At 44.2% G+C, this 21934-nt stretch carries 16 protein-coding genes and 1 pseudogene; 9 read left to right on the forward strand and 8 right to left on the reverse strand.

The window, feature by feature from the left end; all coding sequences use genetic code 11:
• Positions 1-39: 39 nt before the first annotated feature.
• Together AC2D6U_RS13385 and AC2D6U_RS13390 are read left to right on the forward strand one after the other, a co-directional pair.
• The gene (locus AC2D6U_RS13385) at positions 40-1374 is read left to right on the forward strand and encodes an NAD(P)/FAD-dependent oxidoreductase (protein ID WP_484721494.1); all 1335 of its coding nucleotides are present in this window, start codon (positions 40-42) and stop codon (positions 1372-1374) included.
• 9 nt (positions 1375-1383) lie between these two features.
• Positions 1384-2811: a 4Fe-4S binding protein gene (locus AC2D6U_RS13390; RefSeq protein WP_484721495.1), complete on the forward strand. Its 1428-nt coding sequence runs from the start codon at positions 1384-1386 to the stop codon at positions 2809-2811.
• Positions 2812-2851: 40 nt separating this feature from the next.
• On the opposite strand, the gene AC2D6U_RS13395 is transcribed toward AC2D6U_RS13390, so the two are convergent.
• Positions 2852-3340: a DinB family protein gene (locus AC2D6U_RS13395; protein WP_484721496.1), complete on the reverse strand. Its 489-nt coding sequence runs from the start codon at positions 3338-3340 to the stop codon at positions 2852-2854.
• A 285-nt stretch (positions 3341-3625) separates the two neighbouring features.
• Complete coding sequence (locus AC2D6U_RS13400; protein WP_484721497.1) at positions 3626-4336, reverse strand: pirin family protein; 711 nt, start codon at positions 4334-4336, stop codon at positions 3626-3628.
• Positions 4337-4498: 162 nt separating this feature from the next.
• Between AC2D6U_RS13400 and AC2D6U_RS13405 the strand changes: the two genes are divergently transcribed.
• The 3 genes from AC2D6U_RS13405 to AC2D6U_RS13415 are packed head-to-tail and all read left to right on the forward strand — an operon-like array spanning position 4499 to position 8011.
• Positions 4499-5197 (forward strand): glycosyltransferase family 2 protein, encoded by a 699-nt coding sequence (locus tag AC2D6U_RS13405; RefSeq protein ID WP_484721498.1) that lies wholly within the window; start codon positions 4499-4501, stop codon positions 5195-5197.
• The gene (locus AC2D6U_RS13410) at positions 5197-6684 is read left to right on the forward strand and encodes a cellulose synthase family protein (protein WP_484721499.1); all 1488 of its coding nucleotides are present in this window, start codon (positions 5197-5199) and stop codon (positions 6682-6684) included. The genes AC2D6U_RS13405 and AC2D6U_RS13410 overlap by 1 nt, the downstream gene beginning before the upstream one ends.
• On the forward strand, positions 6677-8011 hold the full coding sequence (locus tag AC2D6U_RS13415) for an MptA/MptB family glycosyltransferase (protein ID WP_484721500.1): 1335 nt from the start codon (positions 6677-6679) through the stop codon (positions 8009-8011). Before AC2D6U_RS13410 ends, AC2D6U_RS13415 begins: the two co-directional genes overlap by 8 nt.
• A gap of 283 nt (positions 8012-8294) precedes the next feature.
• On the opposite strand, the gene scpA is transcribed toward AC2D6U_RS13415, so the two are convergent.
• Together scpA and AC2D6U_RS13425 are read right to left on the reverse strand one after the other, a co-directional pair.
• The gene (gene scpA, locus AC2D6U_RS13420; protein WP_484721777.1) at positions 8295-10397 is read right to left on the reverse strand and encodes a methylmalonyl-CoA mutase; all 2103 of its coding nucleotides are present in this window, start codon (positions 10395-10397) and stop codon (positions 8295-8297) included.
• Positions 10398-11378, reverse strand: a pseudogene (locus tag AC2D6U_RS13425) (methylmalonyl-CoA mutase family protein); the annotation flags it as partial.
• A 269-nt stretch (positions 11379-11647) separates the two neighbouring features.
• Here AC2D6U_RS13425 and dnaA point away from each other — a divergent pair.
• Positions 11648-13069, forward strand: coding sequence for a chromosomal replication initiator protein DnaA (dnaA, locus tag AC2D6U_RS13430; RefSeq protein ID WP_484721778.1), 1422 nt, complete (start codon positions 11648-11650; stop codon positions 13067-13069).
• On the opposite strand, the gene AC2D6U_RS13435 is transcribed toward dnaA, so the two are convergent.
• Both AC2D6U_RS13435 and AC2D6U_RS13440 read right to left on the reverse strand, forming a co-directional pair.
• Complete coding sequence (locus tag AC2D6U_RS13435) at positions 13066-13758, reverse strand: potassium channel family protein (protein WP_484721501.1); 693 nt, start codon at positions 13756-13758, stop codon at positions 13066-13068. The two genes, dnaA and AC2D6U_RS13435, sit on opposite strands and share 4 nt — an antisense overlap.
• A gap of 83 nt (positions 13759-13841) precedes the next feature.
• Positions 13842-14435 (reverse strand): hypothetical protein, encoded by a 594-nt coding sequence (locus AC2D6U_RS13440; RefSeq protein ID WP_484721502.1) that lies wholly within the window; start codon positions 14433-14435, stop codon positions 13842-13844.
• Positions 14436-14640: 205 nt separating this feature from the next.
• On the opposite strand from AC2D6U_RS13440, the gene AC2D6U_RS13445 reads away from it, so the two are divergent.
• Positions 14641-15522 (forward strand): AraC family transcriptional regulator, encoded by an 882-nt coding sequence (locus AC2D6U_RS13445; RefSeq protein ID WP_484721503.1) that lies wholly within the window; start codon positions 14641-14643, stop codon positions 15520-15522.
• A gap of 2 nt (positions 15523-15524) precedes the next feature.
• Here the strand turns inward: AC2D6U_RS13445 and AC2D6U_RS13450 are convergent, their stop codons facing one another.
• On the reverse strand, positions 15525-16997 hold the full coding sequence (locus AC2D6U_RS13450) for a trypsin-like peptidase domain-containing protein (protein WP_484721504.1): 1473 nt from the start codon (positions 16995-16997) through the stop codon (positions 15525-15527).
• Between the two features lie 243 nt (positions 16998-17240).
• Between AC2D6U_RS13450 and AC2D6U_RS13455 the strand changes: the two genes are divergently transcribed.
• Together AC2D6U_RS13455 and rseP are read left to right on the forward strand one after the other, a co-directional pair.
• Positions 17241-18398: a 1-deoxy-D-xylulose-5-phosphate reductoisomerase gene (locus tag AC2D6U_RS13455; RefSeq protein ID WP_484721505.1), complete on the forward strand. Its 1158-nt coding sequence runs from the start codon at positions 17241-17243 to the stop codon at positions 18396-18398.
• Positions 18398-19732 (forward strand): RIP metalloprotease RseP, encoded by a 1335-nt coding sequence (gene rseP / locus AC2D6U_RS13460; RefSeq protein WP_484721506.1) that lies wholly within the window; start codon positions 18398-18400, stop codon positions 19730-19732. Before AC2D6U_RS13455 ends, rseP begins: the two co-directional genes overlap by 1 nt.
• Positions 19733-19776: 44 nt before the next feature.
• Here the strand turns inward: rseP and AC2D6U_RS13465 are convergent, their stop codons facing one another.
• Positions 19777-21855, reverse strand: coding sequence for an OmpA family protein (locus tag AC2D6U_RS13465; RefSeq protein ID WP_484721507.1), 2079 nt, complete (start codon positions 21853-21855; stop codon positions 19777-19779).
• Positions 21856-21934 lie beyond the last annotated feature (79 nt).

Genomic DNA, 21934 nt, shown 5'->3' on the forward strand with positions numbered 1-21934 from the left:
GCGTTTGCTTTTAGGAACAGAACACGCCCACACAGCTTCATGGAGCATATTGTCATTATAGGGAACGGAATTGCAGGCATTACCACGGCACGCTATGTGAGGAAAAGGAGTAATTACCGCATCACTGTTATTTCTGGCGAAACGGACCACTTTTTTTCGCGCACAGCACTGATGTACATTTACATGGGCCATATGAAATATGAGCATACCAAGCCTTATGAAGATTGGTTTTGGGGAAAAAATCGAATCGAATTAAAAAAGGCCTGGGTAGAGACCGTCAATACAGATCGGAAACAATTGGTGCTGTCTTCTGGAGAGCTCATTGACTATGACAAACTGGTACTCGCTACCGGTTCTAAACCCAATAAGTTTGGTTGGCCTGGACAAGACCTGGTTGGTGTACAAGGGCTGTATAGCTACCAAGACCTTGAGTTGATGGAGGAGAATACCAAAGCTGTTGAGCGAGCCATCATCGTGGGGGGTGGTTTGATCGGTATTGAAATGGCCGAAATGTTGCGCTCAAGAAATATACCCGTGACCTTTTTGGTACGTGAAGCAAGCTTTTGGGACAATGTGCTGCCTGAGGAGGAATCTCAGATGATCAATCGGCACATTGCAGAACACCATGTCGACTTAAGATTGGGTACAGAGCTCAAGGAAATTTTATCTGATGACACCGGTAAAGTTAAGGCCGTCGTTACTGGAACGGGTGAAGAGATTTCCTGTCAATTTGTAGGGCTTACGGCAGGCGTATCACCAAATGTTGACTGGTTGAAAGATTCGACCATTGAACTCAATCGTGGCATTTTGGTGGATGACAAACTCCAAACCAATATTCCGGATGTTTATGCCGCTGGTGACTGTGTGGAGTTCAGGCAGGCGCCCAAGGGTAGAAAAAGCATAGAACAGGTTTGGTACACCGGCCGTATGATGGGAGAAGCGCTCGCAGCCACGTTGACAGGTAAGCCTACTACCTATCGGCCAGGTCCTTGGTTCAACTCTGCGAAATTCTTTGATATTGAGTACCAAACCTACGGGTCAGTAAGTCCTCTGAAACCAACCGATGAGGAAGACTTTTATTGGGAGCATTCGAGTGGTAAAATTTCATTACGACTGCGATGGAAAAGGGACGGTGGACAATTGGTGGGTGTCAACAATTTTGGTTTTCGGCTACGGCATCATGTATTGGACCAATGGCTCAAAGAAGGCAGAATCATTCATGATGTGCTGGAACACCTGAGAGATGCGGCTTTTGATCCTGAATTCTATCGACCGCATGAAGAAGCGATCTTAACACAATTCAATATGGAAAATGGTACACAGCTCAGACTTAAAAAGAGAAGTTGGAAAAGAATTTTAGCATTAATCTCCTAACGAATTCACATGGCACAAGTAGAACCAAGTTTATCCCTGGCTAACCCAGAACCTGCACAAACCGATGCCTTGCAAAAGGTAGGGCTCACCTTGGCGGGCTTAGGTGTGCTGACTTTCTTTCTTGCCTGGGGGAACTTGCCCATACCCTCAACGCTTGGCTTAAGCTTCGCGATAGGGGGGATTTTGATTGGCACCACCTTGTATGCCTATCGTTTTTACATGAAACAACCACCAGGTATCAAGAACAACGGGGTCATGTTCAAGAGCCTAACCAGTCGTGGAGTTCTGGGTTGGATAACAGGAGTGATTTTGACCGCTTTCTATGTGATCATCTATTTTTATCCTGAGTATTTAGGTTATAAAGCGTCTGGAGCCAATGAAGGCTTTGTCGCACTTTTTGATCCGCTGAGCATGCTTTTCAAAGGAAAACCTGCCACTCAGTGGTTTTTGTATGGCACCATCTACACCCTGTCCATTGTGGCCTTAGGCATCAAGTTCTTGTTCAAGTACCGTGGCAATGCTTATCAGACCAAAAGAACATTGGTGGTGATGGCCGCCCAATTGTTCTTGGCTTACCTTATTCCCGAGGTCTTAGCTGGATTGAATTACAACGATGCAGTGAACGCACAAGGAGAGTATTTAGGCTATTATGACACAGACATCAAGAACATGTGGCCCTTGGATTACGACTATTTCTACGATTGGCACCTCGACGCTATGCAGCAAGAGGCTTATCAACCGGTAGGCGTGCTGTATTTGATCGTTGGGATAGCCATGTTCTTGGTGGTAACACCTATCGTCACCTATTTCGTGGGCAAGCGATGGTATTGTAGCTGGGTTTGCGGTTGTGGTGGACTGGCCGAAACGGCAGGTGATCCTTTTCGACATTTGTCCAGCAAAAAACTGAGCGCTTGGCAGCTGGAGCGCTGGTTGATTCACTCAGTGATGGTCTTTGTTTTTATCATGACGGCAGCTACGGTTTATGGCTATTTCTGGAATACAGGAGAGGTCTTTGGCTTGAATATCTACAACACCTTTCAAAAACCTTACGGATTTCTGATTGGAGCGACCTTCTCTGGTGTGATCGGTGTTGGTTTTTATCCATTATTGGGAAGTCGTGTCTGGTGCCGATTTGGTTGTCCGTTGGCGGGTTACATGGGCATCATTCAACGATTCAAGTCAAGATTTAGAATTACCACCAATGGCGGACAATGTATCTCTTGTGGTAACTGCTCTACTTATTGCGAGCAAGGCATTGATGTACGCGCCTATGCCCAGAAAGGACAAAACATTGTTCGCGCGAGCTGCGTGGGTTGTGGGATCTGCTCTGCGGTTTGTCCAAGAGGGGTATTGAAGTTAGAGAATGGACCTGAGGAAAAGCGTACAGAACTGCCTCCTATTATTATTGGGAATGACTCGTTCCGCGTGGCGGAATAACCCTGCCTCTTGAGTCTGAAGAGAGTTCAAGATGCAGACCTTAAGAATCAATGCTCATCAAAGCCCTGATCTGCCCAAGGTGATGTCTCAAATGAACGACGTAATCTTCCATCAATGACCCTAGTGTTGTGGGCTCATTCTCAGGAAATGTTTTGAATGCGATCTCATGGAGGTTGTGCTTCGTCCGGGCTTTATTTCTTACCTCTTCTTCGGTGATGCGCATCAAAAGAGCGATTTGCATATTGAGCTGACGCCAAGTAATGAGTAGGTCCTGCCAGTTTTGCATATGATACTCCTGAACTTCAACCCAATTGTCCTGATCGTAACCTTCCCCAATGAGTGCATCATTGTGTTGTGCTCTAACGAATCTACCATGATTGATGGTGGCGGAATCGATCAAGTGGCCTAGAATTTCCTTGGCGCACCATTTATCGGCGCTCGGTTTTAGTGCAACTTGTTCATCAGTGGCTAAGATCAGCTCTTCGAAAGCGGCTAGCGTGATCTCTTTGAGGTTGTAGTCGGTGTTCATGCTGCGAGTTTAGCGAAAACCCCTCAGAACGTCATGCCGGAAAATTAATTCTTACGTTTCTGTAAGAATTAATTTACCCGGTATCTGAATGAATGCAGTGAGAAATGAGATTCCAAATATTCTTCTTTGGCTCAAAGCTGCAAAGCAGAATTTTGGAATGACGGATGCGCTCAGAATGTGATGCTGGAAAATTAGGTCTTATGGTTTTACAAGAATTAATTTATCGGCATCTCAAATTTCTCAGAATAAAGGAGATTCCCGCTTTCGCGGGAATGACGAGTACAATTAAAAGCTCATCGGTACCTCAATGGCCAATACCTCTGCATAGGAACCAGCTTTTACTTGAAATGAATCCATTTCGCTGACGCCAACCGCATCGCGGGTATCTAATTTTTCACCAGCAGCGGTAACCTCACCATTCAAGACAAAGAAATAAACACCATTACCCGGATGCTTTACTTCATAGGTCAATTCAGCACCAGCGTCCAAATTGGCCAAGCTGAAGGTGGCATCTTGGTTGATCCATACGGCACTTTCCTCAGTTGGGGAAACCACCGTTTGCCATTTGTTCATGCGGTCTTCAGCAGAATAGCTTTTCTGCTCATAACGGGGTTCAATGTTTCGTTTCTTCGGGAATACCCAGATCTGCAAGAAATGTACTTCCTGATCCTTATTATGATTGAACTCGGAGTGCTGGATACCCGTTCCTGCTGACATGATCTGCACATCTCCTTGTCTAATCACTTCATTTCTTCCGGTAGAATCTTTATGCTCAAGGTCTCCTTCCAATGGAATCGAAACGATCTCCATGTTATCGTGTGGGTGAGTGCCGAAGCCCATGCCTTCTGCCACTTGGTCATCATTTAGCACCCGCAAAGCACCAAAATGCATGCGTTCTGGATTGTAATATCCTGCAAAGCTGAAGGTATGTCTACTCTTTAACCAACCGTGATCTGCCAATCCTCGACTGTCTGATCTATGTACTACAGTTTTCATTTATTGTCCTTTCTTTTATTTGTATGTATATACATACAATATACACATTTCGATAGGCTTTGGTTCCCTACGGCAGTTATTTCTTCAATTACATGCAATAGAGGAACTAAAGGCGGCTTCTTTGGTTTAGGCTAAGGTACTTTTTCTACATTTGCACCGATTTTGACGAGCCTAGCTGCATACAATATTAAGGTGATCATTCCTGCTTTCAATGAAGAAAGGTCTATCGGTAAAGTAATTGCTGATATTCCGGACTTTGTAAGCGAAGTGATCGTGGCCAATAACGGCTCAACAGATAAAACTGCCCAAGTAGCTCAAGCTGCCGGAGCCACGGTGGTCGATCAACCCATTCCAGGATACGGAAATGCTTGTTTGAAGGGTATGGAGTACGTCAAAGCAATGGAAGTACAGCCAGATGTGATTGTTTTTATTGATGGGGACTACTCAGATTATCCAGAACAATTACCTGAGGTAGTAGCACCAATCGTCCATGATGGAATGGACATGGTCATTGGATCCAGGGCGTTGGGGAATCGGGCGTCAGGTTCTATGACCTTCCCGCAGGTCTTTGGAAATTGGCTGGCCACTACCTTGATGCGATGGATCTATGGCGCTCGCTTCACAGATCTTGGCCCTTATCGAGCCATCAAATGGGACCGGTTATTGGAATTACAAATGCAAGACCGAACGTATGGCTGGACAGTAGAAATGCAAGTGAAAGCGGCAAAGAAGCAATATCGTTTTTGTGAAGTTCCTGTAAACTATAAAAAACGTATTGGTGTTAGCAAGGTGTCCGGAACTATCAAAGGAACCTTTATGGCGGGCTATAAGATCCTTTGGACTATCTTTAAATCGATTTAATGTATTGGCTAGAGCTTCTCATATTGACCTTGTATACCGGCGCCTTGTCCTTCATTTTTATCTACAGTCTGTCTCAATTGAATTTGGTCTATTCCTACAGGAAAGCCCAACGCAAAGGGCTTATTTCTGCCGCAGCCGAGATCCCGGCCAATTATGAATACCCCTTCGTTACGGTGCAGCTGCCTGTCTACAACGAATTGTATGTGGTTGAACGGCTAATTGATGCTGTCGCCTCTTTTGATTGGCCAAAGGACAAATTAGAGGTCCAGGTATTGGATGATTCTACAGATGAAACAGTGGAGCTCATTGCAAAAAAGGCATTGGAATGGCAGAAGAAGGGAGTCAATGTGCAACAAATTCGAAGAACTGACCGAAGAGGATTCAAAGCAGGAGCGCTCCAGTATGGTTTGTCCATTGCGAAGGGCGAGTTTATCCCGATCTTTGATGCAGATTTCGTTCCTGAGCCGGACTTTTTGAAAAAAACCATTCCACATTTTGGGCAAGATGCACGCATCGGGGTGGTCCAGACGCGTTGGGGACACATCAATGAAGATTACTCGCTTTTAACGCAGCTACAAGCTTTTGGCCTGAATACGCACTTTTTCGTTGAGCAGAACGGTCGCTCACAAGGCCAGCATTTTTTGAATTTCAACGGTACCGCTGGGGTTTGGCGAAAAGAATGCATTGCTGATGCTGGCGGATGGAAGGCAGATACGCTGACCGAAGATTTGGATCTGAGTTATCGTGCCCAGCTCAAGGGTTGGAAAATCTTCTATACCCCTGATGTGGTCGCTCCAGCAGAATTACCTGCGGCCATGAGCGCCATCAAATCACAGCAATACCGATGGACGAAGGGTGCTGCGGAGACTTCCAGAAAATTACTTCCCAAAGTGTTGCGATCTGCCCTTCCTTTGGGCACCAAATTTCACGCGACCTTTCACTTGCTGAATTCCGCGGTATTTATCTGTATTGTGGTAACCGCGCTTTTGAGTGTCCCCGTATTGTTTATTCGCAATTCCTCCGATAGTTGGAATTTGTTGATGAACATATCGATGGTCTTTTTGATGGGATATGTATTTTTGGCCATCTTCTACTGGAATGGGTTTAGTGATAAAAAACAAGGTTTTTGGAAGACCATGAGGCAGTTCATTCCGAAAATGTTCATGCTTCTTTCCGTCTTCTTAGGCTTGAGTATTCACAATGCCATGGCCGTCATTGAAGGCTTGATCGGTAAGAAAACACCCTTTGTAAGGACACCTAAGTTTAACATTACCGATAAAAAAGGTACATGGAAAGGGAATAAGTATTTCGCCAGAGGCATCAATCCAATGACGGTTCTGGAAGGGCTCTTGAGTATTTATTTTTTCGGTGGACTGGGCTTAGCCTTCTACTTTAACGACTTTGCCCTTTTACCCTTTCACTTGCTTCTGAGTTTAGGATTCCTTTTGGTATTTTACTATTCAGTTCAGCACACGCGCAATGCATAAGCAAAAGCAATCCATCTTATTCACGAGTCTCATTCTACTGGCGAGTATGTTACTGGCCATGGGATATTTTGTGCCTCGTGAAGAAACTGTTTTTCTCATATCAGGAATGGGATTGGCCTTTCTTGGCTTTTTCGTTTTTATGCGAAAGGCCGAAACAGAGGATGCGGAATTAGGCTATTATTGGGGTATTCTGGTCAGGGTCCTGCTGATCGCATCAATTCCAAAATTATCTGATGACGTGTATCGATTCATTTGGGACGGTCGTCTATTATTTAATTTGGAAGACCCCTACAAGTATTTGCCTGCACATTATTTAGGCAATGGACTAACTAGTGTGACAGAAGAACTTTTTCAAAAGATCAACTCTGCGGACTATTTATCGGTTTATCCCCCATTGAATCAAATGATCTTCTTTTTGGGTACCCTTTTTTCACCCAATTCTGAGATTTGGTCAATTGTGATTTTACGGGTCATTCTTTTGATCTTTGAGTTGGGGAATATGGTGTTGATCCAGCGTCTGTTGGCTCATTACAAACTCCCGCAGTCGTACGGCCTGCTGTACTGGTTGAACCCTTTGGTGATCTTGGAGTTAACCGGCAATCTTCACTTCGAAGGCATCGTGATATTCTTTTTGTTATTGGCTTTGTTGAAGTATGAGCAAGGTAAGCTGATGAGTTCTGCCATTTATTTTGGGCTCTCTGTGGCCACTAAATTTATTCCGCTCATCCTACTGCCCCTTTTGATTCGAAAGATCGGACTTAGGAAGGCATTTATTTATGGGATGATCGTTATGGCAACGGTAGCAATATCTTTCCTGCCACTGATCAATACAGCTCATGTTTGGGCCATTTGGGATAGCATGACCTTGTATTTCCAAAAATTCGAATTCAATGGCAGCATCTACTATCTGACACGGTGGTACGGGTTTGAAACGGAGGGTCACAACATCATTGCCAAGTCTGGAAAATGGATGATGTATGCAACATTGGCCTCCATCATCTGCTACTCTTTTTTGGCGAAACCAAAAGGCGCCTGGGTAGGGCAAATGGTGTGGGTATGGCTCCTTTACTTGCTTTTTGCCACAACCGTACATCCCTGGTATCTCATTCCGATGCTTTCCCTCAGTGTATTCAGCACCAAGCGCTTTCCAATGATCTGGTCTGTCATGATCTTCTTGACCTACATCAATTACATGGGAGGCGACTATACTGACCGGCTGGATGTAGTGATCCTTGAATATAGCATTGTCCTGATTGCCGTGCTTTTCGATTTATTCGGCGATCGTCTGAATCGTTGGTTCTTGAAGGCTGGAGAAAAGCCATTTTAACCAATTCCTGATGCATTGGCTATTCCCCCTTTATGTAAAGGGGGCTAGGGGGATTAGTCTTCTGTTTAGGTCATAGCGAGATGCTATGACCAGTTGTGGGGCGCTCAGACGAGCAGGGATTTGCCTAAGACAAATTTGAACGTCTTGCCGGAAAATGAATACTTAAGCTTGGGCAAGGATTCATTCATCAGGTGTCTTAATGTATCAATGATTTGAGATTCCACATATTTTTCTTTGCGCGTATAATCTGCAAAGAAAAATTCTGGAATGACGGTCCAAACGGTTAATCTTCCATCAACTTCTCTAGTATCTCTTGCGCAGCTTTAGCGATCACGGTGCCCGGCCCGAAGACCGCAGACACACCGGCATCAAAAAGAAACGCATAGTCATTCTGAGGAATGACTCCGCCAGCAATTACCATGATGTCCTCTCTGCCCAGTTTTTTTAGCTCATTGATCAGTTCAGGCACTAAGGTTTTGTGTCCCGCAGCCAAGCTAGAAGCGCCAACAACATGTACGTCGTTTTCAGCTGCCTGCAGAGCAACTTCTTGCGGCGTTTGGAAGAGTGGCCCAATGTCGACATCAAAGCCTAGGTCGGCAAAGCTGGTTGCGATCACCTTTGCTCCACGATCGTGTCCGTCTTGCCCCATTTTTGCCACCATGATCCGTGGCCTTCTACCGTCCAGTTCTGCAAACTGATCCGAAAGTTCACGCGCCTTGATAAAGTCTTTGTCTTCTTTCACCTCACTCGAATATACACCCGTTATTGATCGGGTTACTGCTTTGTGTCTGCCAAATTCTTTCTCCATGGCCATTGAGATCTCACCTAGGCTGGCTCTGACTCTTGCTGCTTCAACCGCCAATTCAAGTAAATTGCCTTTTCCCGTTTTAGCCGCTTCGCTAATGGAAGCCAATGTATGATCTACTGCATCCTGGTCTCTTTCGGCTTTGAGTTTAGCCAATCTTTCTAATTGTGCCTTTCTCACCGCCGTATTGTCCACTTCGAGCAGGTCGATCTCGGTCTTTTCATCCGTTTGGTATCGGTTGACCCCAACGATCACGTCTTTGCCTGAGTCAATCCGAGCTTGCTTTCTGGCGGCAGCTTCTTCAATTCGCATTTTTGGTAAGCCTTCTTCAATGGCTTTAGCAATACCTCCCAGTTCTTCAATCTCTTCAATATGGGCCCAGGCTTTTTTCACCAACTGGTCGGTGAGGTACTCCACATAGTAGGAGCCTCCCCACGGGTCGATGACATCCGTTATACCCGTTTCTTTTTGAAGATAGAGCTGTGTGTTCCGCGCTATTCGGGCCGAGAAGTCGGTTGGCAAGGCAATGGCTTCGTCGAGTGCATTGGTATGTAAGGACTGTGTATGTCCCAAGGCTGCTGCCATGGCTTCGACGCAGGTCCTTGCCACATTATTGAAAGGGTCTTGCTCAGTGAGGCTGTATCCTGAGGTTTGGCTATGTGTTCTCAAAGCCATTGATTTTGGGTTTTTTGGATTGAACTGCTTCACGAGCTTTGCCCATAAGAGGCGTCCGGCACGCATTTTCGCGATCTCCATGAAGTGGTTCATGCCAATGCCCCAGAAGAAGGATAGACGAGGGGCGAAGGCATCAATGTCGAGGCCCGCGGCGATACCCGTCCTTAAGTATTCTAATCCGTCGGCTAAGGTGTAAGCCAATTCGATATCCGCTGGTGCACCCGCTTCATGCATGTGATAACCAGAGATCGAGATACTATTAAAGCGAGGCATATGTTGGGCAGTGTATTCAAAAATATCACCAATGATGCGCATAGATGGAGCCGGTGGGTAGATGTAGGTATTGCGTACCATGAACTCCTTCAAAATGTCATTTTGTATGGTTCCACTCAATTGACCTTTATCCACTCCCTTTTCTTCAGCAGCGACGATGTAAAAGGCCATGATCGGAATCACAGCGCCATTCATGGTCATCGAAACAGACATTTTATCAAGTGGAATTTGATCGAATAACACTTCCATGTCTAAAATAGAGTCGATGGCGACACCGGCTTTTCCGACGTCCCCAACCACGCGTGGGTGATCAGAGTCATAGCCTCTATGGGTGGCAAGGTCAAAAGCTACCGACAATCCCTTTTGTCCAGCAGCTAAGTTTCTTCTGTAAAAGGTATTTGATTCTTCTGCAGTGGAAAAACCGGCATATTGCCTGATCGTCCAGGGTCTGATCGTGTACATAGAGGAGTAGGGGCCTCTTAAATAAGGAGGTAAACCGGCAATGAAACCCAAATGCTCAATATTTGCGGTATCTTCTTTGCCCAATACTGAAGGAACGGTGATGCCTTCGGCTGTCAGCCAGGTCTGTGGTTCGTTTGTTTCCGCCTGGGTCTGTGATGTTCCTCCGACCAAGTCTTGTGTTATGCGATCTATAAAGTAGGACCCTGCAGCAGGATCTACCACTTTACCCAAATGAGACTCCTCTCGCAGTAAGGTCGAAATGTTTCTTGCAATGCGTTCTGCTAATTCCGGTTTGGCCGGAAAAACAGGGTAAAAAGGTTGCACAATCACGCCGTCAACTCCACCAAGTACGGCCGACATCACTTGAGTGGTGGCGTGCAAAAGATGAGAGTGCATGTCGTCTATTTTTTCAGTGCAATCTGGTGTACAGCCGATAATGGAAAATCCATTACCAAAACGCTGTTTCAGCAACTGCCTCAGTGCCCTGAGTTTGGCAATTTCAAGGAAATAATCAGAGCCAAGTTCAGTATATACAGCCAATTGGTCGGCGGAGATACTTGGTTCGATTCGATCAACAAATTGATGGAGACTTGCTTTGAGGTCGCCGCCTGCCTTGAATCGGTAAGAAGAAGTCTTGAAATTCGGGAAGTGCTCTTGCTGAAAGGGAGTATGGTTGATGAGTTGCCCATGAATTTCCTCACGATGTGCTCCTACGCTGATGACGTAACTCCTGAACTGCTGGAAAAAGTGCGAAACTTCGATCTCTTCAGTCAGTTCGAAAGAGACCTGACAGAAAGGCAACTGAATGTCTTTTAATAGACTATTGAAGTTAGGAATGGCCCGACATCTGAAAAAGATGCCTTCTGCTCCATTATTCAAGGCTTCGAGTGCTTTCTTATTGGCCCTATTGTCGTCAACTACATTGATCAACTGAAAGTTGACCCAGAACCTATCACCGAATTTTTCAGGCTCGGGGTGTCGGTTACTATAATCGGCACTTTGGGGTAGGTCCTCTGCCGTGTAAAAGGGTTTGCCTTGAATTCCGCCTCGCCTCCAGTTTAATTCATTTACTGACTGTCCTTTAAGGTCTGCCGAAAGTTTATCAAGCCATTGCGATGCGGTTGCTTTTTCAAAATCGTTGAGAAGCTTCATAGGTCTACCGTAAGTTAATTGTTTGCTAAATTAATTCAGCAGTTGAAAGATAGCGTCATTTTCATCATTAATTGCTGACCTGCATCATACTTGCCCTAATGTGGAGTTATCCACAATTTTCAATGTGGATAACTTCAATGAGCATGGGGAAAACTATTTAAGGTCAATCGGGTTGATCTCCTTTTTTGTTCGTTCATTTTTTCACAAATTTGTCACCCTGCGTTTCAAAATTCTTGAAACAATTTATCAATCAGGTGAACGTAACTCGAATGGTTAAAAGCGACGTATCGGTATGGGAAGCATGTCTTGATCACATCAAGACCCAAGTAGGAGAGCAAAGTTTTAGAACATGGTTTGAGCCCATCAATCCGATCAACGTAGAGCAAAATGTACTGACCATCCAAGTACCCAGTCAGTTCTTTTATGAATACCTGGAAGAGCACTACGTGCATTTACTGAGAGAATGCATTCACAAGGCGCTTGGTCCTGAGGGAAGATTAGAATATTCCGTCATTGTGGATAGTGGGAGTGCACAGAACCAACCGGTTTCAGTGACACTACCGAACAACAAAACCCAGCAAAATGGCTGGAATAGAGAGCCTTCTGCTCCTCAGGTGTCGAATCCTTTTCAAATGCCTTCCTTAGAAGCAGAAAAGCGTTACTCCAATCTAAATCCGAATTACAGTTTCGAAAATTACATCGAAGGCGACTGTAACCGATTGGCACGGTCGGCAGGTATTGCTGTAGCCGAGAAGCCGGGCATCACCTCCTTCAATCCACTGATGATCTACGGCGGTGTGGGTTTGGGCAAAACGCATTTGGTCCAAGCGATCGGGAATACCATTGGAGCGCATTCGGATAAGAATTTTGTGCTGTATGTTTCGTCTGAGAAATTCACGACACAATTCACCGATGCCATTAAAAACAACAACATTCAGAGCTTTACAAATTTCTACTTGCAGGTAGATACTCTCATCATTGATGATGTACAGTTCTTCAGTGGAAAAGAGAAGACACAGGAGATGTTTTTCCACATTTTCAACCACTTACATCAGAATGGCAAGCAGATCATCATGAGTAGCGATTGTGCCCCAAGAGATTTAAAAGGACTGCAAGATCGTTTGCTCTCTCGATTCAAGTGGGGGTTAACGGCGGATCTTCAAATGCCGGATTTCGAAACCCGGATGGCAATCATCATGCGCAAGATGCAGTCCGACGGTATCTTTATTCCAGACGATGTGGTGGAATACTTGGCCTATTCTGTAGACACCAATGTACGGGAACTCGAAGGTGTGTTGATTTCTTTGATTGCACATGCCACCTTGAACAAAACGGACATTAACCTGGAGTTGGCGAAGCAAACCCTCAAGAATATCGTCCATGATATTGAATCTGAAGTTGGTATCGACTACATACAAAAATCTGTAGGTGAGTACTTCCAAATCTCCGTAGAGGATTTGAAAGACAAAACGAGAAAGAAAGAGATCGTGATTGCTCGCCAAGTGGCCATGTACCTTTGCAAGGAATACACCAACCACTCATTAAAATCGATCGGTTACCACTTTGGTGGAAGAGATCACTCCACCGTTATTCATGCCGTGCAGTCTGTTAGTGACATGATGGACATTGACTCGAAATTTGCCCACTCCATGGACGAATTGAAGAAGAAGATGCGGATGAAACAGATCTAAAGTTCGACTTCCTCTTTTTTATTTCTGTGTCGGATAAACTTTTCCAACACCACCGCCATAATAATGACCAAATAAAACTGTCCAAACAGCCCAATCAAAATAGATGCGCGATGCGCCACATCTGTTGTAGGCACGATATCACCGTAGCCTACGGTGAGTAAAGTGATAAAACTTAAGTAAAGCAATTGGTCGTTCGGTGGAATACTCGGGTCCAGCCCCTGAAAAGAACCCGGTAGATAAAACTCGATGGATAGAAATACAAAAAGACCAACGAGTCCTAAGCAAATGTAGCCGCTCATTAAACCAACCATTACATTATTACTCACATGTTTCGCATTCCACACTTGCGTTATGAGTTCAAAGGTGATAAGCACATAAAAGACGAAGAAGACAAAGAATCGCAAGGAGGTATTGATGGACTTTAGCTCTGAGTCGATGAGAACGATCTCAAGTACCGTAGTGAGTAAGCCAAAAAAGATCAGAACACTGCCAAATCGAAAGAGCAGCTTGTGATGTCTGCTGAGTTGAATGCCCGACAACAGATTCAATGCGTAGAAAATGGGCTCGACAACCGTATCGTAGAGACCAAAAGGGAAAAATACTGACCCGAAAAGCAAAACGAGTAAGGAGATAAAAAAGATCTCAAACCGATAAATAAAGAGTTTCGAATCTTGGCCGGGGAACAACATGGGGATCAATATGCTAATTTTTACATAAAAAAAACCTGATCCCGACGAATCGGAACCAGGGTAAGTTTAAAAACCCTTGCCTCTTATTTGATAGAGACAGATTGCATGAAAAGTTTCCCTTTTGTTTCTACTTTCAATGTGTAGGTTCCAGCTTCGAGAGCAGTTAGGTCAAAACGCGTTGTTTTGTAGCTAGTCACTCTTTCCGTCTTCAATTTTCTGTTCTCATTATCGAAGATGGTAACAAAGGCAAAAGCCTCTGATTCATTGGGCATGATGATGTCCAATTTCTCACCATTCTGACAGATCACAGGTTTCATGATCGTGACCTGATCGGCGACGTTTACAAAAGCCGAGTCATTGGTGATCACAATAGGTGTAGAGATGAAACTCTCTTTGTTCTCAATCTCTAATGCATAGTTTCCAGCTAATAGGTTGTTCATATCAAGTCTCTTACCGAAATCCTGACCATTTTTAGCTGAAGCACTATATAAGATTGAACCGTTTTCTAACTTTAGTTTGATCTGTGTATGATCACTTTCATGACCACCAATAATTACAGCAAAAGCTTTTGCTCCAGATCTTTCTACTTTAACATAAGGCTTACCATTGTTAGCAAGCGCAAGCGTTGATGCTACGACCATCGCAGCTGTCAACATGAATTTGTTTAGGTTTCTCATTTCATTAAATGTTTAATAACCAATTACATGACAAATGTAGGGCGCTTATCTGGACTAGAACACAACAGAATTGGCCAGTATGTGTTCTATATTAACCCATAACTATAAATGATTTATTATTGATGGTAATTACCAACATATTTTGGGTAAATTAGGACTGTTGTCGGAATCATAAGCGACCGATATTCGTTATACAGTCTTTATTATGAATAAATCAACATCCCCTTCTTTAGAGCAAATACTCCCCGCAGTGGGTAGTTCTTTTCTGGTCAGGCGTTTCTCGTCTTCTTGTGAGAACACCTTAGCTAATTGGCATTTTCATCCAGAGCTGGAGTTAGTTTTTGTCCATGGAGGATCGGGAAAGCGCCATATCGGAAAGAACGTATCTTATTTTAACGATGGTGATCTGGTGCTAATGGGTGCCAATTTGCCACACTATGGGTTTACAGATCGTTTAACGGGGAATCGTTCAGAAACGGTGGTTCAATTCAAAGAGGATTTTCTTGGCGATGGTTTTTTCAATATCCCTGAAATGAATGCGGTAAAGAAGTTATTTCGAATCGCAAAACAAGGCATCACCTTTCATGGCAAGACCAAAGAAATAGTAGGTAAGAAAATTGAAACCTTGTCGTGGATTGATCATTATGACCGACTGCTTGGTTTGCTCGAAATATTAAAAGAGTTAGCAAGGAGCGAAGAATACAACATTCTGAATGCCGATGGCGTGGCCTTGGCGGTCGATGCAAAGGAAAATGAGCGGATCAATACGGTCTACAACTACATTAGAGAACACTTTAAGGAGCCCATCTCCTTGGATGAAATTTCAGATCAAGTTCACATGACCACTCCTGCTTTTTGCAGATACTTTAAAAAGAACTCAAGAAAGACCTTTACCAAATTTGTGAATGAATACCGGATCGTGCATGCATCGAAGTTGTTGGCGGAGACTTCCATGTCAGTTACCGATGTGGCGTTTGAAAGTGGCTTCAATAATTTTTCTCATTTCAATAAGCGCTTCAGGGAGTTTACAGGAAAAAGCCCTTCTGAATACAGAAAGGCTTTTAAGAATGTCATTGTTGAGGGCTAGTGCTATTGGAAGGTATAGGTCAGTGTGCGTTCTCTGCCGTTGCGATCGATGATATCGATATAAATGCGCCCGTAATACTTTTCTAGGTAGGCAGCAACAGCCCTTGGATCTGCCGCGCCTCTACGGTTAATGGCAACGATCACATCTCCTTCTTCAAGATCGAGGCGCCTCAAAAAGCCTCTGTCTTTATTGATTGAGGTGACCTTAACGCCCACTTTCAATCGAAGGTCGTTCAACTCGCTTTTGGTCAATACGCGCATTTCGGCTCCTAAGAAATCCGAAAAATAGATATCATCGGCTTTGAGGGCATCAGACCCTAGGATCTCTGTGTTTCCCAAGGCATTTTCTAGAACCAGAGTGGTCTCACGCATGCGGCCATCCCGTTCAAAGGCGACAATCACTCGGTCTCCAGGCGACAGGCTACTCACAATTTCGTCGAACTTTGATTTGCTGTTCACCTCTACATTATTGATCATACGAATAACATCCCCTGATCGGAGACCCGCATTGTCACTGGCCCCATCCCTTTTCACTGATTTGACAAATACGCCATTCATTGAGCCTAAGCCTTCTTCTTTAGCCACTTGACTGTTGATGTCTGACAACTCAGCCCCGGTGTAGGCGATTTGTACCACTTTATATTTCTTGAGATCATCTACGATTTTCACCACCACGTCGGAGGGTACAGCAAAGCCATAGCCAGCATATGACCCCGTCCGTGAAATAATGGACGTATTGATACCTATAAGTTCACCATTGATATTAACGAGTGCTCCACCGCTATTCCCAGGGTTAATGGCGGCATCCGTTTGAATGTAGAGCTCGATGGGAAAATTTTGTCTGACCGCGTTCGCATCGCTTCCAATAGCACTGATAATCCCAGCGGTAACCGTGGAGGTGAGGTTGAATGGGTTCCCAACAGCCAATACCCAATCGCCTACTCTCGAACTTGAGCTTTTTCCTATGCTGATGGCTGGGAGGTCCTTCGCCTCGATCTTGAGTACGGCAATGTCCATATCAGGATCTGTTCCTATTAACTTCGCTTCGTAGGTACTTTTCTCATGTTGTACTTCGATGGCATCAGCTCCTTTTATCACGTGGTAGTTGGTAATGATGTAGCCATCTTCTGAGTAGATCACACCTGAACCTGAGCCAATAGGCATTTCTTCAGTCGGTAATTCTCTGCTTGAGAAGAAGTCGAGAAAGGAGATACTCCTTCTGCTTCGTTGTTTATTGATGATATACACCACACTATGGATGGATTTTTCAGCAGCCGTTCTGAAGTTGACTGCTTCAGCATCAAGGTCTTTTGGGTAATCGTTTGGTGCATAATCGAAAGCGCGAGCTTGCACGGCAGCAGGCACTTCACGAATGACCTCCGTGACCTTGTTCGGCTGTAAGAATTTTTGATAGACAAATGCGCCGGCCAATCCACTCACAAAGGCCACCATCACTAATTTGAATATACTTTTCATCAATTCTTTTTTATTCATTCAACTGCGATCACTAAAATTTAGTTTGATCACTTTTCAAACTTACGTTGAAGGCCAATTTCAAGTTGAGCTTTCTTGTTAATTAAAGTTAAACGACCGAAGTAAAGAGATTCAGCAAAGCCTTAGTCTCAGGGTTTCTCACCACAAATTTGCTGACCGTACAAAAAGGCATAAATTTGCACGGTTTTTAGCCATTCTTAAAGGCACCATTTTAAGCATTCATTTTTGAGTAATAAGAAGACAATCGCTATCCTCGGTTCTACTGGTTCCATTGGAACACAAGCACTTGAGGTTGTAGAAGCCAATCCCGATCATTTTGAGGTCGAGGTACTTACGGCTGGAAATAATGCGGATCTTTTGATCGAGCAGGCAATGGCGTTTGATCCGAATGTAGTAGTGATCGGCAATGAGGCGCTCTACCAAAAGGTTTTTGATGCCTTAGATCCAAAAGGTATTAAGGTGTACACAGGAGAACGGGCCCTGGAGCAGGTGGTGCAGATGGATACGATCGACATCGTGCTGACCGCTTTGGTAGGCTATGCCGGTCTGGCACCGACAATCAAAGCCATTGAAGCAGGCAAGCACATTGCCTTGGCTAATAAAGAGACGCTTGTAGTGGCGGGAGAATTGATCACCACCTTGGCAAAAGAGAAGGGGGTCAATATTTACCCTGTAGATTCAGAGCACTCGGCGATTTTTCAGTGCCTGGTTGGGGAATTTCACAATCCTATTGAAAAGATCATTCTTACGGCTTCTGGAGGTCCTTTTAGAGGGAAATCGAAAGAAGAGTTATTGACTGTAACCAAGAGGCAAGCCTTAAAGCATCCGAATTGGGACATGGGGGCAAAAATCACCATTGATTCGGCCTCATTGATGAACAAAGGACTAGAAGTGATTGAGGCGAAATGGCTATTTGGCTTAAAAGCCGAACAAATTGAAGTGATTGTCCATCCACAATCCATTGTGCATAGTTTGGTGCAGTTTGAGGACGGCAGCATGAAAGCTCAGATGGGTCTTCCCGATATGAAGTTGCCTATTCAGTTTGCCATGACTTATCCGGATAGACTCAAGTCAACTTTTCCACGATTCAACTTCTTAGATTATCCTTCCTTGACGTTTGAACAGCCGGATATGGATACTTTCAGAAACCTCAATTTGGCTTTTGAAGCGCTTGCGAAGGGTGGAAATATGCCCTGCATTCTCAATGCGGCAAATGAAATAGCCGTCGATAAATTTCTTAACGATCAGATCGGATTTCTAGAGATGTCGGATTTGGTTGAACATAGTATGCAAAAAATCTCTTTTATTGAACATCCTTCTTATGAGGACTACGTTCAGACAGATTACGAAACAAGACAATTAGCAAAAGCATTTAAAAATTAATGGAAACCTTAGTACAAGTAGCACAGCTCTTGCTGGCACTTTCGATTTTAGTGGGAATACATGAGGGCGGGCATATGCTTACGGCCAAAATGTTTGGGATGAAGGTTGAAAAATTCTTCATTGGTTTTCCTCCAACGCTCTTTTCATTTAAGAAGGGTGAGACAGAATATGGCCTGGGAGCAATTCCATTGGGAGGCTTCGTCAAGATCTCCGGAATGATTGACGAGTCGATGGATAAAGAACAAATGGCGCAACCGCCACAACCTTGGGAGTTTCGTTCAAAACCAGCTTGGCAGCGTCTCATTGTGATGTTGGGCGGTATCATTGTGAATGTTGTGGCAGGAGTGATTGCCATGATCATCTTAACTTACAACACAGGTGATGAATATTTTTCAAGTGAATTGGTGAAGGAAAATGGCATCCAAGCCTTCGAATATGGAGAAGATTTTGGTTTTCAAACAGGAGATAAGATCCTCAATATTAATGGAGAAGATTTTGAACGCGTGAGCGATTTGACAAGCCCTGACCTATTCCTTGACGCCGGTGCTTATATCACTGTGTTGAGAAATGGTGAAGAGCTAAAAATCAACATGCCGGATAATGCGTTGGATGTGCTGTCAAAAGATAAAGCCTTTAGATCTAAATTCATTTACCCTAGAATGCCCTTCGTGGTCGCTTATCCACCTGATCCGGAGTACCAAGCCAACTCAAACGCCAAAAAGGCAGGAATGCTTGTGGGAGATAAGATCGTTAAGATCGGAGAACAGCCAATCAACTATTGGGATCAGATGAAGCCAGCTTTGGCTTCATTCGCTGGTGATGTTGTGGATGTTAAAGTTGATCGATCAGGTGAATTACTTGATTTCAATATTCCAGTGAATAAGGATACTACCATTGGAATCGCCTTAGCGTCACTACTTGAAACTTCAGTGAATGAATACAGCTTTGGTGAAGCGGTGACCAAAGGAACCGTCGATGCTTTTGGACTTGTCATTACCAATGCACGTGCCATAGGAAAAATGTTCAGTGGAGATCTTTCAGCCAGAAGCCTAAGTGGCCCCATCGGGATCGTTGAACTATTCCCTACAGCATGGGATTGGAATCGTTTCTGGTATACCACTGCCTTTATTTCAATGATCTTAGCCTTTATGAATCTTTTGCCAATACCTGCTCTTGATGGTGGGCACGTGGTGTTCTTACTGTTCGAGATGGTGTCAGGAACGGCTCCTTCAGATAAGTTCTTAGAAGGAGCTCAAAAAGTGGGTATGATCATTTTATTGGGACTAATGGTCTTTGTCTTTGGGAATGATATCTTGAAACTCTTCGGGATATAAGAAAATATGTTCTAGTATAAAAAAGCCCTCAGCCGAGGGCTTTTTTAGTTATTGGTCGTTTCCTTTTGAGGATCTCGGTAAATATCAAACTCAACACGTCTATTCGTTTTTCGGTCTTCCTCCGTTTTTTCTTCCTTGACGATAGGTTTTTGGCTTCCATAACCCATGGCGCCTACGCGCTGTGGGGCAATGGCAATAGTAGCATTCAAAATATAGGTTTTGATGGCGTCTGCTCTTCTTTGGGATAAGATCTGATTGAAGATCTTGTCGCCGCTCGAGTCCGTATGGCCGTTGATCATCAAACTGAAATCAGGATGATCGATCAAAAAGTCAATGACCTTTTGAAGGTCTTCGTGCATCTCTGGAAGAATTTCCGCTTTTCCATTTTCAAATTCTAAAGAGGAGAATTCAAACTTACTCGAAACCCTTTCCACAACACCTTCAAAGGTTTTGTCTCCATCTAGGAAGAAGAATTCTTCAAAGCGGAAAATATCATCTCCTTGAATGACCAAGAGGTAATTTCGCTCATTGATCAGATCAAATTCAAAGGTGCCGTCTGCTCGAGCAAATTTTGGCGCTACTTCGACGCCTTCGTCAAGATCGATGATGGAGACCACAAGGTTTTTTGGGATCTTACCATAGACATCTTTTACGCTGCCTCTCAACTTGGTGGTGGCTAGGGGCTGGCCTTCCATGGGTAATGGAAAGGAGTATAGGTCCAAACCTTTCATGCTTTCTTCTGATCGCGCATAATAGATGTACTCCGATTTTCTGTCGATGCTAAAATAGAACTCAATCCCCTCCCCATTGACCAGTGGCCCGATATTGTAAGGCTCCGAGAAGCCTCCTGAGAACTTATAGGTTTTGTAGATGTCGTAATCACCAAAATTCAGGAGATGGCCATTGCTGCTGAAGTAGAGCACATTGTACAAAGGATGGAAGAAAGGGCTTACTTCATTGCCTCTTGTATTGACAATGGGCCCGAGGTTTTTGGGTTTTTGCCATTCCCCTTGATCGTTCATCGTGGTGTAGTAAAGATCCGACATGCCGAAACCACCGATTCTATCAGAAGAGAAATACAAGGTGTCCTCTGTCGTATTCAATGTAGGATGCGAATCCCAGTTGGCTGAATTTACTTTCTCTCCGAGATTCTCAGGTACCGTCCAAAAACTGGTATCGCGCAACACTTTGACCGTTTTGTATTCCAAGTCATCGGCTGGGTTCCTATTGATATTGCGGAGCACATAGGTAGAATCTGTTTCGATCTCTCCTTCAAAGAAACGCGTGACGTAGAGGTCGCAATTGCCTTGACCATCCGGTGCCCCACAACGCGTGAAGTATATCGTTTTGCCATCTTTGGTCATGTAACCAGACCCTTCCTTATAGCTACTGTGCGTTTGCGCTAAGATTTCTGCAGAAGACCAGTCGCCATCATTGAGCTTGGTGATGAAGAGATCTTCTCGCTCATTCTTTGTGATCCCGTCATAAACGGTGTTTCGTTTGGAGGTAAAGATGACGACAGAGTCATTCATGGCGACAACAGGAGCATAATCTTCTTGTGTAGAATTGACTAAGGCTCCCATTGTCTTCAATACACTTTTTGGAGGAATCAATGTATCCACTTGTCGCCTGAATTCAACCAACTCATAATAATAGTCTATCGGAACATAATACTCCTTCTTATTGGTATTCAATGAATCATAGCGAGCCAAAACCTCCGCAATATTCACGTCTTGACGGTGGTGTTTTAATACCATGGCGTATAGGGGTTTGGCCGCTTCGGCCGATCCGAAAACCTCAGTCAGCTTAGCCAATTGCCAGATGTAATCCGTCTGTAGCGCAAAATTCAGGGGCCCGAATTTCGACACGTATTCCTTCAATTCCGGATAAAGTGTTTCCCAGTCTCCCGCAGCGTCTAGTTTCTGCAGCCGCCTTTGGACCTTTTCATTACGATAAGCAGGATAGCTATTGATGTTGCCAAAATTGATTGGGCTGATTTCAATAGAGACTGAATCTGAGGAGAGTTCGACCTGCTGGGTCTTGTTTTTTTTCCAAAACTGACCACTTGAGCTCGTACTATACCCTATGAGTATCAATAATATGATGAATGATCGTTGTATCAATACTTCTGCCTTTTTTGAGTCACTTAGCTAGTGATGAAATTAAGCCAATTCGAGCACAAACAAAACAATATAACCTGAC

This window comes from Roseivirga sp. YIW32 (genome assembly GCF_057219245.1).